This window comes from Acetatifactor aquisgranensis, assembly GCF_943193215.1.
Lineage (GTDB): Bacteria > Bacillota > Clostridia > Lachnospirales > Lachnospiraceae > Acetatifactor > Acetatifactor aquisgranensis.
This window is the reverse complement of record NZ_CALPDH010000061.1, coordinates 1-13,342: the sequence shown is the minus strand read 5'-3', so window position 1 is coordinate 13,342 and position 13,342 is coordinate 1. Positions and strand designations below refer to the sequence as shown.

The following is a 13,342-nucleotide window of genomic DNA, read 5'->3' as shown; positions in this document are numbered from 1 at the left end:
ATAGCAGTTTTTGTTGTTATGTCGTTGTTTGGTGTGGTAACTTAACAATACAACATATCTTCAAAAACTGCTACTTTTTTGAGGATTTAGGAGAAACTATTTTTAGAACTTGCCGCCGCGTAAGCGGCTTGGTACAATGTAAAAAAATACATTACTGCATCAAAATAGAAAGGAAGGTATTGCCATGCTATAAATCGGAAAAGAAGTACAGGATAGAATGGATTTATTAGGCTTGACAGTAAAAGAAGTAGCCGACAAGACCTTTTTGGAAGAGGATGTAGTTGCCGCGATTATCAATAATGAAATTTCATTGGAAAATATAGAAGAATTTGATTTTTTATTGCTCTGTAGCGTACTGCACTGTCAGAAGGATTTCTTTACAGATTCAGAAGCGCGTGAGAGGGATTTGTTGTCAGCATCCATGAACCGAGGATTAGACGATAAAAAGTCGATGGACGTAAAAGCAAAGCTTCAGGATTTTATGAATGGTTTTGCTTTTGTGACAGATATTTTGTCAGAAGTAAAATAGGGGGAATCTTATGACACAAAGCGTGATTGGGGCAGTGAATAACGCCGGGGAACTCTTTCAAATCGAAGACTTTCCTGGCAATTTGTTTTCTTTGCTTGAAAGCCAGAGATACATAGAGAGGTTTAGCCTTCTTTTGTTCAGGGAAGACATCTCAAAACTGTCAGGCTTTATAGGATATGGAGAAAATGGTTTGTTCATAATATGCATCAATTATAAACGCCCTATTGGCCACCAGAATTTTACTTTGGCCCATGAACTGGGACATTGGCTCTTGCACAATCACAAATTATACATGGTCTAAAGACACGAAAGAGCAGGAGGCGAATATGTTCGCGGGTGAACTGCTCTACCCCGAAAAGCTTTTTGTGGATACAAATGTGTTTCTCCATGTCATCGATTCAAATATATATGGAGTCGCTGATTTGTGTAAGCGCAGTGGCAATGACATAATGATTACACAGACCATTTTAAATGAATTGGATCCTGGATATTACAGAGAGAATGAAGATATATCCAGCAAGGAAATATATACCGCTGTACTTAGCCGTGAATGAATGATAAAGACAGATGACAAATAGATAGTAAGGAATTGTCTACAAATAACTGCCGCGGGCTGAAAGCCGTTTTCCTTGTGTTTCAAGGCTTTTTCCTACAGAAATTACAGCAGTTATTTTCCGACAGTTCCAAAACAGGAGAATCCCCATGAACCAAATTATCCACTCCCCCATAAAAACCCTGAAAAATCTCACCTACACAATCCTGATTATCTCCATCCTGACCCTCATCCTCGATCCATCCGTCCTTCTATACCTGTTCTTTTTCGATGCCATCTGGTTTGCCCTCTTCCTGTCCTACGGGAACCGTAAGAACAGGTTCTGGCTCATGAACAGCCTGACGATTGCGCTGGGAAGCGCCATTGCCTTCATCCTGATCAAGCTCCTCACAGGCTGTCGCGTCAGGTCTATGACCCTCCCGGAAATATCGTTATTGTCCCTGGGAGCCCTGGAAGTCCTGATCGCCGCCGGACTATGTAGTAAGAAGGCCAAGGAACCCTGCCGTCTCACCAGGCAGCCCCGATTATACGAAGAACGTAAGCATGACATGGAGAGAATCCGGCAGTACATACAGGAGTTCGAAATCCTGGGCATCAACGCTGGGTGGGGGATGGGGAAATCTTTCCTGATGGAGCATCTGAAAGAGGATTCCCTGCTGCGGGAGCGATTTGCAGTCATCCAGATTGACCTGCTTTCCTGTGACTTGGATGCAGTGGAGCTGATTCTCGTGGAAGAGCTGGAGAAGCTGTTCCGTCAGGAACGCGTCTATCCGGAGCATTCCCGCCAGCTGAAGAATCTGCTGGGGAAGAATGAGTGGATCAGTCTGCTGGGGGAGCTGGTGGTGGGCAGCGACACAGGCCTTTCAGCTTCCAATGAAGGCTTCCGCCGGGAACTGGATAAGCTGAATCGGAAGGTCTTGCTTATTTTCGAAGATATTGACCGGATTTTCCAGCAGGACACCATACAGAAGATATTCGCCATCTCTGAGAAGATATCCTGTGAAAACCTCCATGTGGTGTTTCAATACGACAGCCGAGTGCTGACAGAAAAGGGCTTTGAACGGGACTATCTGGAAAAATATATTCCCTATACGGTGAACCTGACGGAGATTTCCTATGAAAAGATAGTGGAATATCTATGGGAAGAATTGAAGATGGCAGAGACGCCCCTGGAACGGGATGAAGTGTCCGGGATAGGTGTTGTAGTACCGGGACAGTTCAAAGCGGCACGCATTTTGGGAATCGATATGGATTTCCGGATGGACTTCCGGGGAACCGCTTCCGTTCGCAAAGTCCGGATTTTCCTGTCGGAGCTGAAGGAGATTTTGCTTTCCAACGAGGAATTGTCCAGAAAGGAAAATGTGAAGACAGTCATGTATGTGGTCATGATGAAGCACTTTTTCCATTCTTATTATGAGATGCTGTGCATAGGCGAGAGCCCTCTGGAGAGCCTGAAGCTTGTGTTGAATGAACAGGAATATACCCTGTCAGAGATTTTGGCCAAGTTCCGAAAGCCCCAGCAGGAGAGCCAGGAGGAAAGGGAACAGAGAATCCTGCATTTCCGAGAGCTGCTGGAAAGGACAGAGAACCGTGAGGTATGGACGCTTCTGCTGCTGTTGGATTATGAGCTGCAAGTGGAACAGGTAGAGCGGCAGTGGGAGGAGATTGTTGCAGAGCCCATACAGAGCCTGAAAAGGAAGGAAAAGAATGAGAAAATAGACCGAATTGTCTGGAACGTCTTGGCCAATGGCACCTCCGAGCTGACGGATATGGAGAATGCCGTCAGGGCACTGTGGCAGAATGTCCTGCAGAAGATGGGGGCAGCCAGGGAGCAGGCGTGGAAGAAATACTTGGATGATATGAACCATGGGAGATTTGGGAAGGGCAATAAAACGGTTTTTCGAGTTGGAATAAACGGATTTCTGGCGCTCTTTCAAGCCATGGGAATTGTCGGAGCCAGCGGGGAGCAGTGGGAAGCGTTCCTTGATTTCTACTTTTCCCGGTATCAGAAGGAAACGGAGCATCCGGCAATCTCCCGGGATTTGATTGCCGGATGCAATTACTGTGACTTGTACGATAGACTTGTCTTTTTCCGGGTCATCCGTTTCGTGAATGGCCTTGAGGTTTCAGGGAACCTGAACGGGACGAAGAGCTATCAGCTGTTTTTTACAAACTATATGGGAGCCATTCCCATGCTGGGGTATTGCCAGCGGATGGAGTATTGGATGTTTGAGCTGCCGGGGAAGATTGAACAGAACCTGGAAATGGCAGAGAGCCTGATGGAGCAGTTGAAAGCAGAGCTGGAGAGACTGCGGGATGAGCAGGAGCTGCCATATATAAAAGAGGAGTATGAAGACCTTGTCCGGTTCGTGGAGAAGAATCAAGAGCTGATTCAATGCGAATCCCCATGGTCAAGGGATGATGCTTTTCGGTCTTCGGATTTCCACAGCCGATGGCACCATCAGGAAGAGGTAGACAGGCTCAGGAAACTGAGGAAAGAGCAGCCGGACAGGTTCCAGGCGGAACTGGAAAAGAGCTACCGGGAGGGGAAGCTCTATCTACCGGAGCTGCGGGCCGTTCTAAAGGAGTGAGAAAAGGGCTCATGCCGGCCTTTTTGGGAGACGAATTCGGCTATGTCAAAGAGGCCAGGCACTTTGAAAATTCCCTGGGACGGAAACCAGACCATCTCCCACGGCCGGGCGGCAGAGATTTTAGGAATCAGAAAATCTGAATGAATCGACATTTACGACGAATTAGGATATTCCTATTTAGACAAAACAATAGATGAGCTTGACTCAGAACTGGAAGCTTTCAGACAGCTACGGCATGGAGATTCCGGGAGCAGATAAAAGTACGAAAGAAAGGAGATTCCCCATAGCCATGCTATTCAACAATTACAGTCTTTTTTCAGCCCTCTTTATCCGGAACAAACGCTAAAACATCATTCGGTTTACACCCAAGGATACTGCAAAGCCGTTCCAACGTATAGACAGTAATTCCCCTATTGTGTTTCAGATTGTTTATCGTTCTGGGATTAATCCCATGCTGTTCTATAAGCGTATAAGTAGAAATCCCCTGCTTTTCCATAGTCATCCATAGCGGCTTATAACTGACCATTCCCTCACCTCTTCAAAATCCGCCAAACAAGAGACTATCCCAGATTATAGGTAGATGAAGAACATCATGCATCAGTAGCAAAAAATGAGGTCACTAAATTAGAGTATAAATTGACCTGCCACCATGGTCTGAAAGACTATATAGTCTGAAGCGAGATAAGACGAAAGGAATGATTACGTGGAAAAAGATGTCCTAGAAATCATAACACAGGCACAATATCATATTCGTTTCCCTTATGGCCTGGCTGGTTCCTTCTGTTCCCGTTTATCGGCTGCTTGCCCGACTTCCAGGTTTCAATCCGGGCATGGGAAAAAGGGGGTATAAAGAACACATAGACCAGGCAAAAAAGGGAGACTTCATCATGATTATGTGATATCCCTAACTTGGCAGACACTACAAAATTATTCCCGCCACTACATATAGCATACAAAAAAGAAGAGCGCCCAGCTCTTCTTTTCCCAGCTCATTCATCAGGTATAAACTCCAAAATATCATTCGGCGTACAACCCAGGATATTGCAAAGACGCTCCAATGTATAGACGGTAACGCCTCTATTGTGCCGTAGATTGTTTATTGTCCTGGGATTAATTCCGTGCTTTTCTATAAGCGTATAAGTGGTAATCCCCTGTGTCTCCATAGTCTTCCATAGCGGCCCATAACTAACCATCCCCTCACCTCTTCAAAAAACATTATGAATCCCATAATTTTTCTTGCATATACTTACAAATGTATCTATACTTACATATAGAGAAACAGGATGCTCATGTAAGACACGGAAGAGAGGAATAACCACATGCAGGAAAATATTTTAGAACTCATAACACAGGCCCTCACAGAAAACAGGATAATCGATAAAGTCCACCAGACTGAGGAATACCATAAAGCAAAAGAAGAAGAGACCAAAGCATACGACCTGCTGATAAGTGACTTGACTCCCCAGCAGAAACAGCGCCTTGACAAATTTCTAGACAATGCAACATGGAGCACAGCACTATGGGAAAAAATCGCATATCAGCAAGGCATGAAGGATTTTCTTTCCCTTCTGATATCTCTGCTATAACAGACATACAAAAAACACAGTCCCTCTCCTGGAATCCTATACCCACACAAAAGGATGAAATAAATACGTTACCCTTAGCCTGTTCCAGGCCAAAGCATTGGAATGTCTTTCTGAAAAGGAAGTAAATCTATCAGGCTACAAAATAAAATTTTGAATTCCCAGGAAAATTGACAGCTATATATTGAACATGCTATGATAACCCTACCAACAGTAAGTCCTATGTCAGTGCCGCTATCTAGGTAAGCATCATGTATTGGCGCCGCTATTAGGCAATTGCTGATTTATGGAAGCAGGCCAGCCCAGTGACTGGTCTGCTTCCATAACTCCCTGTGCGGAATCATGCGCCCATTGGAAAATAACGTATAAATATTTGAGGGGACTGATATTATGAACGGATTTGAGCGAAAAAATCAATTATTTTCCCTATGTGGACTAAACTGCGGCCTGTGCCCCATGCTTTTGGGAAATCACTGTGGTGGCTGCGGCAACGGCAACCAATCATGTAAAATCGCGAAATGCAGCCTTGAACATGAAGGGATTGAATATTGCTATGAGTGTAGACAATATCCCTGTGAAAAATATCAACATATTGATGAATATGATTCCTTTATTACCCACAGGCGACGAAAGGGAGATTTAGAAAAAGCGAGGAGCATAGGCATTGAGCAATATAATCTTGAGCAGCAGAAAAAAACACAAATCCTGTCCTACCTACTTTCGAACTATAATGACGGACGTAGGAAAAATTTCTTTTGCGTGGCAGTCAATCTATTAGACCTTTCAGAGATAAAAGAAGCGATAGAGCAGATACAGTCCAATGACGAATTGCCCTCACTGCCACTTAAGGAACAATCCCTGTATGCGGCAGAGGTATTTCAAAAGATTGCCGACAGAAGAAATATCAAATTGAAGCTTATGAAAAAGAGCAGCAACATTAATCCGCCGCAGACAGCCAAACATAAATAATAAGGAGCAAAAATGCACATAGAAACCCCGCGAATGACAATCCGAAACTTCACCCCAAAGGATGCCCCCGACCTGTACGAAATCTTCGGCGATGAAGAAACCATGGAGAACTGTGAACCGGCCTACGACCTCGGGAAGACCCAGAGCTTCCTCTCTTCCTTCTGCATCGCCCGAAAAGGCGCTGTAGCAGCGGTTCACAGAAAAACCAACAAAGTGATAGGCTATATCCTGTTCAACGAGTACGAAGAGGACGTCTATGAAATAGGCTGGTTTTTTAACCGCAGCTTCTGGCGGCAGGGCTATGCCTTTGAGGCCTGTAAGGCCGTGATCGACCATGCTTTCCGTGAACGCAAAGCCCACAAGATTTTTGCGGAAGCCATCGATGCCGTAAAATCCGTCAGCCTGATGGAGAAACTGGGAATGCGGCCCGAGGGCATACAGTGGAGCCAGACCAGGGATAACCACGGCAGCTGGGCAGACCTGTATTTCTACGGACTGCTGGAAGAGGACTGGAGGAAACAGCAGGATAAAATTATGATAAAATCTTAACGCCTCTGGACATCTTGGCGTAGGTTCCCTTTCTGATAAGCGATGCCCTGGTAGGCCAGCAGCACCGCGGGCAAGTAGAGAAGGGCAGGTTCCCCCAACCGCTTGCTTTTTCGGAGAAAATGCGTAAAAACGGTATGAATTTATAAATAATATGGTACAATGATTTCTAAAAAGCGGGAAATGCTTGACTTTTAGGCATTTCCCGCTTTCTTTGTTTCTAATTTGTTACTGGTTCAGAGTAAAAAATATTATTTCAACAGGTTCACAGTGTCCCGCAACTGGTCAATGGTCTTGTGGTTGTATACCCTGTTTCCGACATCCTTTGACTTGTGACCCATCAGCATATCAATACATTTTCTATTCCCCCCGGCATTGTCAAGGTTGGTTTCAAAAGTGTGCCTTGCTTCATGGGGGGTCTTGTCTGCTTCAATCTTCTTCATGACTTCACCCCAAAACTGATAGTATTGTGTTTGTGAAATCTTCTTTTCCTGATAACTGAACAGATACACATTCCCTTGGTCAACCAGTGCTTGAACAAGGGGTTTGATTTTTTCATGTACCGGGACAATCCTGCCTTTGCCGGATGCTGACTTGATACCGCCCTGAAAATACCATTCCTTGATGTTCACTTGTTCAGTTTTCATGTTCAGCAGTTCGGTCAGCCGGAAACCTGTATACAGGTAAATCAGAACCGTGTTCACCCAGTCATCATCTTTAATTTTCCATAGCTGTTCAACCTGTTCCGGGGTGAATGGTGTCCTGTTGGTTTCAGGTATAGGCGGGGCAGTGGTCAAGGTGGAATACATTTTTTCGATTATGTCACATTCAAAGGCAAAGCGGTCAAGATGCCCCCACAAGTTCTTGATTGCCCCTTGCGTGGAATATCCGCACCCGCAGTTGTCAATGCAGTCCTGCATCTGATATGCCCGGATGCTTCTATACTTCATTCCATAGTATTTTGAACAGTGCTTAAAGGCTGACTTCAAAGAACTTTGCAGGGAAGTCCCCAGTTTTGGCAGCTTTATTTTAGACCAACGCTGATATAATACTGTAAGGGTGACTTTTTCCCGGTCAATGTTCCAAGGGTTATTGTTGTATTGTGCAAGCAGTATGTTCCCCTGTTCTTCTGTTTCTGCATAGGCAACCGGGACTTGCTTGGAGTGACCTTCTTCATCGTATACAGTTACTTTGACAATCCAAGGTTTCAGCCTGTTGCCCTTTAGCTTGGTTACACACCCGTAACCGTTGGGGTTTCTTTTTCCCATAAAAAATCTGTCCTTTCTGTTGAAAACGAAGGACTGAAATGGTATAATCATAGACGCATAGCCTTTTTCAAGTTTTCACTGGATGCCAATTCAGTCCTTGCTTGATTAAGTGCCGAACCCCTGACCGCTGCAACGGTTGGGGGTTCAATTTTTGTTCAATCAAAATAGTTTAAATTATAGGTTATTTTGACAAAACCATAGGTATCTGAATCTATGTCCTGAACATCAAACATCGCAACCTTATCATTAACTGGTGAAAGTGTATAAGTAAAATTATTATCAGTAACTTTTTTTACATTTTCTCCTAATTCAATGTTAAAGGATTGGCAAATATCTTTTTTGTCATTGATGATTGAAAATCTATCACCCGTATTGTTCCAATAACTGTTTGAGTAAATTGTCAGTCTGACAACAGAATCATCAGCAATGATAAACTCATAATGGTTTGAATCTTTGTCATATGATAAGGTTGTTACATCAAAATCACCTTTACCGGTTTTATTAGTCCAAGATTCTTCTGAAACAGGTTCACCCATGATATTCTTTAATTCACTTGTGCTGATTCTGCTGAACTGTTCAACATCTTCAATAATGGCAACTGGTTCGGGTATGTTTTCAGATGAAGAACCACAAGCAGTACATATTCCACAAAGTAGAGCTGCAATCATTAAACCGACTATTTTTTTCATATACTTTATTCCTCGCTTTCTTTCCGTATCACATAGTAGCTGTTATTGGTAGCTGATAAAATACCGCAAAAATCTAATAAGTAACTGTTGGTAACTGTTAGAATCAAATTCTTTAATAGTCCTTTTTTTGATAAAAAAAAAAATAAATTATAAAAAAGTATAATATAGAAAATGAAAAAACAAACAGTTACCTGCTACCTTTTATACTGTTCATGTGATGACAAATCATCAAGAAACCTCATAAATTCTTGCTTTCCAAGGTCATTCAGTTGGTGGTAACGGTTAAGAATTTCAGAATCATCAACTGGTACTGTTGGAACATCTGCACCAGTCAACCATTCCATGCTGACATTCAGGGCAACAGCCAAACGGTAAAGGGCATCAGGTTCAGGGGTATGAACACCGTTCTTGTACTGGCTGATGCTTGCTTTATCTAACCCTGAACGGTTTGCTATATCAATCCAACGCAAACCACTTTGTTCTTTTGCCTGTATGAAGCGTTTTTGAAATATTTCCATTATTCACCTTCTTTCCGTCATTGACACACGAACATATGTTTGCTATAATTATTATATCGCTACTTTAGAACGTGCGTTTTACAAGGGAGATGAAACACATGGACTACAAGGAACTAATTATTGAGTTGCTTGACAAAGCGGACAATCGGATTTTGAAACTGATATACTGTTATGTCAAAGCAATTCTTGGACTAGGCTGATGCCTAGTCCATTTTGTCATGTAGCATAAGCGTCATCTTCTCTAACACTTCCCATTCAGATTCATCCAGTGCAGAGAGCATTGAAATGAATCTTTTCTTAAACGAATCATCTGCACTGGCTTGGATTGAACCCACAAAAGAAGCAATCTGTTCATCCCTTGTCTGTTCAATGAACATTTCCCCAGTCCCGTCACGCAACCACTGCTCATTTACATTAAATTCCCGGCAGATTAGTGAAATTACTGAATCAATAGGTATATTTCTCCCAATTTCATAATTGGCAACACCGCCCCGTTTAATTCCTATTCTGTCCGCAAATTCCTGTTGGGTCAAATCAAGTTCTTTTCTGATTTTCTTGATTCGGTCTTTCATTATGTAGTCACCTCTTTTCTTGTTTCCAATTATACAGTTAAAAACTTTCACCGTCAATAGAAAAAGCAACAAAATCACAAAATGCAACAAATTTGCAAAAAAGGTATTGACAATAGCAACAAACACACTTATAATAGCAACATAATCACAAATCAATAGGGACTGAATGGTAAATCAAAGCACATTGACAAGTGAATCTGTCACACAACGGTATAGTGACCGTAAGCGGTAACATCGTGAATCCGCTGCAAAGCGTGTAACGAAAAACAAAGCAGAAAGGAAGTGACTGTATGTCAGAGAAAGAAAAGAAGATACTTGAAACTTTTGGAAAGGTGATTCCTGACCTGTCTGAAATGGAAAAAGAAAAACTTCTTTCATTTGGTGAAGGTATGGCTTTCATGAAGGACAGGCAGAAGCAGAAAAAGAAAGAGGGTGAGAAAAAGAGTGAATGATGTAATGAACATTTGCGGTACGGATGTGGTCATCAAAGAATGGCATGGTAAACGAGTTGTCACCTTCAAAGATATTGACACAGTACATCAAAGACCAGAAGGAACAGCAAGAAAACGCTTCAATGATAACCGAAAACATTTTGTTAGCGGTGTTGATTTCTTCAAAGTGAAGGGTTCAGGGGTGCGTCCGTTTTTCGGACAGACCCTTCCAAACGGCTTCAACCCTAATGGGGATGTAACCCTCATCGCTGAATCCGGTTACTTGATGTTGGTGAAGTCCTTCACAGATGACTTGGCGTGGAAGGTGCAGCGTGAATTGGTTGATATTTATTTCAGGGTGAAAGAACAAATTGAGCCTGTAAAACAGGATATACAAGTATCAGTCATGCAGCCGGAAATATTTTTAGAAGCTGCCCGTATCATGGCATCTGTTCCTGACAGTCAGCGGTATGTCATTAACTGTTTACGCCACATTGTGCCTGATATTGATGAATTGCCAACGGTCACAGTTCAGACCGAAAATGCAGTGATTGAAGTTCCTGTTTTGGAAAATGCTGTCACACAGGCTTCAATAGAAGGTGGCAAGAGTTACAGTAGGCCCTTCAACCACATCCAATTTAACAATTACCTGATTGAAAACAAAATCAAGTATTACTGGTTGCAAGCGGAACTTGGTTGCAGTTCAGGGCTTATCAGTAAATGGGCTTATGGGAAATCAAAACCAACTGAATTATACAGAATCAAGTTGTGTCAGGTGTTGAATCTGCCAGTAGGTTATTTTGATAATTCAAAGCGTGTCAGGAGGGTTCAGCGGTATGAATGATATGAAGATGAATGAATCACTGGTATTTGATGCGTGTGCATTGGTTGAACAGATTTCCAAGATGACCAACATTGAAGCAATGCAAGCCAAGGCAGATTTTGCAGCACATCTTTTGAATCAGGCTATGAAGGAAGGTGAAAAAGTTGAAGAAAATCGTTGCAGCATGGATTGAACAGATTCTTGAATTTGATGGAAAACTGGAATACATGGCATACATGGAAGGGCTGAAACAGAAGGGTCAGCGGTTCAAGGAAATCAGCTTGACCAGTTGGAATCAGGCGTTGTGAAAATCAGAATCAGGAAACAGTACAATAACAATGCGTTCCCTGATGAATAAAAGAAAGGGTGATAAAAAATGAAGTTCAGCGAAAAGTTGAAAAAGGCTATGCAGCAGTTAGGTCTTAATCAGGCACAGGTTGTTGGGATGACCGGGAAAAGCAAGGGGTCAATCAGTATGTACCTGAATGACAAGACCACACCATCAGAGAAAGTTCAGAGTGATATTGCAGTGTCACTTGGTCTTGCCCCTGATTATTTTGAACAGGAAGAAGCACAGGTTGTTGTAATGCCAAAAGATGCAGGTACAGAAGGGAAAATCAAGCGGATGTTGCCGGAAGAAGCAGCGGTTTTCCTTGGCATGGACAAGGGGACGGTAAGGAAAGGATTGCAGCAGGGGGTTTTCCCTTGGGGGTATGCAATCAAGACTTCTGAAAACCGTTGGGCGTACTTCATCAATGCAATTCGCTTTGCAGAGATTGAAGGAATATCAGTGTAGGGGGTGCAGGATATGCCAAAAATCCAATACAAGGAAATCAGGTTTCAGCAGAAAAGCCTTGACTTGATTGAATTGGTGAATCAGGTGGTTGATGAATATTCTGCACAGGGATATGAACTAACCCTTAGACAAGTTTACTATCAGTTGGTTGCAAGGGGTTACATCCCTAACAATGAACGCAGCTACAAGAATGTGGGAAGTCTTATCAATGACGGCAGACTTGCAGGGCTGATTGACTGGCACAGTGTCACGGACAGAACCCGCAACCTTAGAAGTGAAAGCCACTGGGACACCCCGGCAGATGTGATTGCATCCGCAAGGTATTCATACAACCTTGACAAGTGGAAGGGTCAACCAAACTATGTTGAAGTGTGGGTTGAAAAGGATGCACTGGTTGACATTGTTGGACAGGCTTGCAGCCCGCTTGATACACCATACTTTTCATGCAGGGGTTACACTTCCCAGTCAGAAATGTGGAGTGCTGCACAGCGTTTCATCCGGCAGGAAGAAAGAGAAAAAAGAATCATCATCCATTTGGGCGACCATGACCCAAGCGGTATTGATATGACAAGGGACATTCAGGAAAGGTTGGAACTGTTCGGTGCTGATGTGTATGTGAAGCGTGTGGCACTGACCATGAATCAGATTCAGACATACAACCCGCCCCCGAACCCGGCAAAGATTACAGACAGCAGAGCATCCAAGTATATTGACCAGTTCGGTGACGAATCATGGGAACTGGATGCCCTTGAACCCAAGGTTATCACTGACCTGATAAAGAAACAGGTCACAATGTACCGGGATGATGCCATATACAAGGCGGTATGTGATAAGGAATCACGGGAAAAAGATGAACTTAGGATGTTAGAACGTAACTATGACAGGGCGGTTGCCTATTTGGAAAGTGAGGAATAAAGGAATGGAAAACAATAATGTTCAAAATGTAGTTAAGGGGTTCAAAGTGTTCAATCCTGACTGGACTTGTCGGGGCTTTCAGTATGAGGTTGGCAAGACCTATGAAATGAGCGATTCACCTATATGCTGCACCCGTGGCTTTCACTTCTGCACAAAAGCAGCAGACTGTTTCAATTATTACAGTTTCAATCCTGAAAACAAGGTTGCAGAAGTTGTTGCCCTTGGTGAAGTGGATTCTGAAAACGATGATACAAAGTGCTGCACCAATAAGATTCAGATTGTGCGTGAAATCCCTTGGGATGAAGTCTTGCGTATCGTGAATACAGGAAAAGATTGCACGGGATTCTGCAACACTGGGAACAGGAACACCGGGGACTGGAACACCGGGGACTGCAACACCGGGAACAGGAACACCGGGAACAGGAACACCGGGAACAGGAACACTGGGAACAGGAACACCGGGGACTGGAACACCGGGGACTGGAACACCGGGGACTGGAACACTGGGAACAGGAACACCGGGGACTGGAACACCGGGGACTGGAACACCGGGGACTGC

General features: G+C 43.5%; 20 protein-coding genes. 14 read left to right on the top strand and 6 right to left on the bottom strand.

Going from position 1 to position 13,342, the window contains the following annotated elements:
- The first annotated feature begins 217 nt into the window (after positions 1 to 217).
- From NFS35_RS27715 to NFS35_RS27700, 4 genes are all read left to right on the top strand, one after another.
- Positions 218 to 529 carry a hypothetical protein gene (locus NFS35_RS27715; RefSeq protein WP_251210208.1) on the top strand — a complete coding sequence of 104 codons (312 nt, stop codon included), beginning with the start codon at positions 218 to 220 and terminating at the stop codon, positions 527 to 529.
- A gap of 10 nt (positions 530 to 539) precedes the next feature.
- Entirely contained in the window at positions 540 to 830 is a 291-nt protein-coding gene (locus NFS35_RS29830) for an ImmA/IrrE family metallo-endopeptidase (RefSeq protein ID WP_251210207.1), read from the top strand.
- A 25-nt stretch (positions 831 to 855) separates the two neighbouring features.
- The gene (locus NFS35_RS27705) at positions 856 to 1,083 is read left to right on the top strand and encodes a hypothetical protein (RefSeq protein WP_251210206.1); all 228 of its coding nucleotides are present in this window, start codon (positions 856 to 858) and stop codon (positions 1,081 to 1,083) included.
- Positions 1,084 to 1,231: 148 nt separating this feature from the next.
- Complete coding sequence (locus NFS35_RS27700; protein ID WP_251210205.1) at positions 1,232 to 3,673, top strand: P-loop NTPase fold protein; 2,442 nt, start codon at positions 1,232 to 1,234, stop codon at positions 3,671 to 3,673.
- Positions 3,674 to 3,989: 316 nt separating this feature from the next.
- Here the strand turns inward: NFS35_RS27700 and NFS35_RS29825 are convergent, their stop codons facing one another.
- Together NFS35_RS29825 and NFS35_RS27690 are read right to left on the bottom strand one after the other, a co-directional pair.
- On the bottom strand, positions 3,990 to 4,169 hold the full coding sequence (locus NFS35_RS29825) for a helix-turn-helix domain-containing protein (protein WP_251210209.1): 180 nt from the start codon (positions 4,167 to 4,169) through the stop codon (positions 3,990 to 3,992).
- Between the two features lie 493 nt (positions 4,170 to 4,662).
- Positions 4,663 to 4,836 carry a helix-turn-helix domain-containing protein gene (locus NFS35_RS27690; RefSeq protein WP_330640506.1) on the bottom strand — a complete coding sequence of 58 codons (174 nt, stop codon included), beginning with the start codon at positions 4,834 to 4,836 and terminating at the stop codon, positions 4,663 to 4,665.
- Between the two features lie 156 nt (positions 4,837 to 4,992).
- On the opposite strand from NFS35_RS27690, the gene NFS35_RS27685 reads away from it, so the two are divergent.
- From NFS35_RS27685 to NFS35_RS27675, 3 genes are all read left to right on the top strand, one after another.
- Positions 4,993 to 5,259 (top strand): hypothetical protein, encoded by a 267-nt coding sequence (locus NFS35_RS27685; RefSeq protein ID WP_251210203.1) that lies wholly within the window; start codon positions 4,993 to 4,995, stop codon positions 5,257 to 5,259.
- Between the two features lie 387 nt (positions 5,260 to 5,646).
- Positions 5,647 to 6,225 carry a DUF3795 domain-containing protein gene (locus NFS35_RS27680; protein WP_251210202.1) on the top strand — a complete coding sequence of 193 codons (579 nt, stop codon included), beginning with the start codon at positions 5,647 to 5,649 and terminating at the stop codon, positions 6,223 to 6,225.
- Between the two features lie 33 nt (positions 6,226 to 6,258).
- Positions 6,259 to 6,774, top strand: coding sequence for a GNAT family N-acetyltransferase (locus tag NFS35_RS27675; RefSeq protein ID WP_251210201.1), 516 nt, complete (start codon positions 6,259 to 6,261; stop codon positions 6,772 to 6,774).
- 248 nt (positions 6,775 to 7,022) lie between these two features.
- Here NFS35_RS27675 and NFS35_RS27670 read toward each other — a convergent pair whose 3' ends face one another.
- The 4 genes from NFS35_RS27670 to NFS35_RS27655 form a co-directional block, all read right to left on the bottom strand.
- Entirely contained in the window at positions 7,023 to 8,039 is a 1,017-nt protein-coding gene (locus tag NFS35_RS27670; protein ID WP_251210200.1) for a tyrosine-type recombinase/integrase, read from the bottom strand.
- A gap of 155 nt (positions 8,040 to 8,194) precedes the next feature.
- Positions 8,195 to 8,728, bottom strand: coding sequence for a hypothetical protein (locus tag NFS35_RS27665; protein WP_251210199.1), 534 nt, complete (start codon positions 8,726 to 8,728; stop codon positions 8,195 to 8,197).
- Positions 8,729 to 8,922: 194 nt separating this feature from the next.
- Positions 8,923 to 9,246 carry a helix-turn-helix domain-containing protein gene (locus NFS35_RS27660; RefSeq protein ID WP_251210198.1) on the bottom strand — a complete coding sequence of 108 codons (324 nt, stop codon included), beginning with the start codon at positions 9,244 to 9,246 and terminating at the stop codon, positions 8,923 to 8,925.
- 203 nt (positions 9,247 to 9,449) lie between these two features.
- Positions 9,450 to 9,818, bottom strand: coding sequence for a helix-turn-helix domain-containing protein (locus tag NFS35_RS27655; protein ID WP_251210197.1), 369 nt, complete (start codon positions 9,816 to 9,818; stop codon positions 9,450 to 9,452).
- 290 nt (positions 9,819 to 10,108) lie between these two features.
- On the opposite strand from NFS35_RS27655, the gene NFS35_RS27650 reads away from it, so the two are divergent.
- The 7 genes from NFS35_RS27650 to NFS35_RS27620 all read left to right on the top strand — a co-directional run.
- Positions 10,109 to 10,270 (top strand): hypothetical protein, encoded by a 162-nt coding sequence (locus NFS35_RS27650; RefSeq protein WP_251210196.1) that lies wholly within the window; start codon positions 10,109 to 10,111, stop codon positions 10,268 to 10,270.
- Complete coding sequence (locus NFS35_RS27645; protein WP_251210195.1) at positions 10,263 to 11,093, top strand: ORF6N domain-containing protein; 831 nt, start codon at positions 10,263 to 10,265, stop codon at positions 11,091 to 11,093. The genes NFS35_RS27650 and NFS35_RS27645 overlap by 8 nt, the downstream gene beginning before the upstream one ends.
- The gene (locus NFS35_RS27640) at positions 11,086 to 11,265 is read left to right on the top strand and encodes a hypothetical protein (RefSeq protein WP_251210194.1); all 180 of its coding nucleotides are present in this window, start codon (positions 11,086 to 11,088) and stop codon (positions 11,263 to 11,265) included. The genes NFS35_RS27645 and NFS35_RS27640 overlap by 8 nt, the downstream gene beginning before the upstream one ends.
- On the top strand, positions 11,237 to 11,380 hold the full coding sequence (locus NFS35_RS27635; protein ID WP_251210193.1) for a hypothetical protein: 144 nt from the start codon (positions 11,237 to 11,239) through the stop codon (positions 11,378 to 11,380). Before NFS35_RS27640 ends, NFS35_RS27635 begins: the two co-directional genes overlap by 29 nt.
- 68 nt (positions 11,381 to 11,448) lie before the next feature.
- Positions 11,449 to 11,868: a helix-turn-helix domain-containing protein gene (locus tag NFS35_RS27630; protein ID WP_251210192.1), complete on the top strand. Its 420-nt coding sequence runs from the start codon at positions 11,449 to 11,451 to the stop codon at positions 11,866 to 11,868.
- 12 nt (positions 11,869 to 11,880) lie between these two features.
- Positions 11,881 to 12,783: a hypothetical protein gene (locus NFS35_RS27625; protein WP_251210191.1), complete on the top strand. Its 903-nt coding sequence runs from the start codon at positions 11,881 to 11,883 to the stop codon at positions 12,781 to 12,783.
- A 4-nt stretch (positions 12,784 to 12,787) separates the two neighbouring features.
- Positions 12,788 to 13,342: pentapeptide repeat-containing protein (locus NFS35_RS27620; RefSeq protein ID WP_330640504.1), on the top strand; the 555-nt coding region annotated here is incomplete at its 3' end.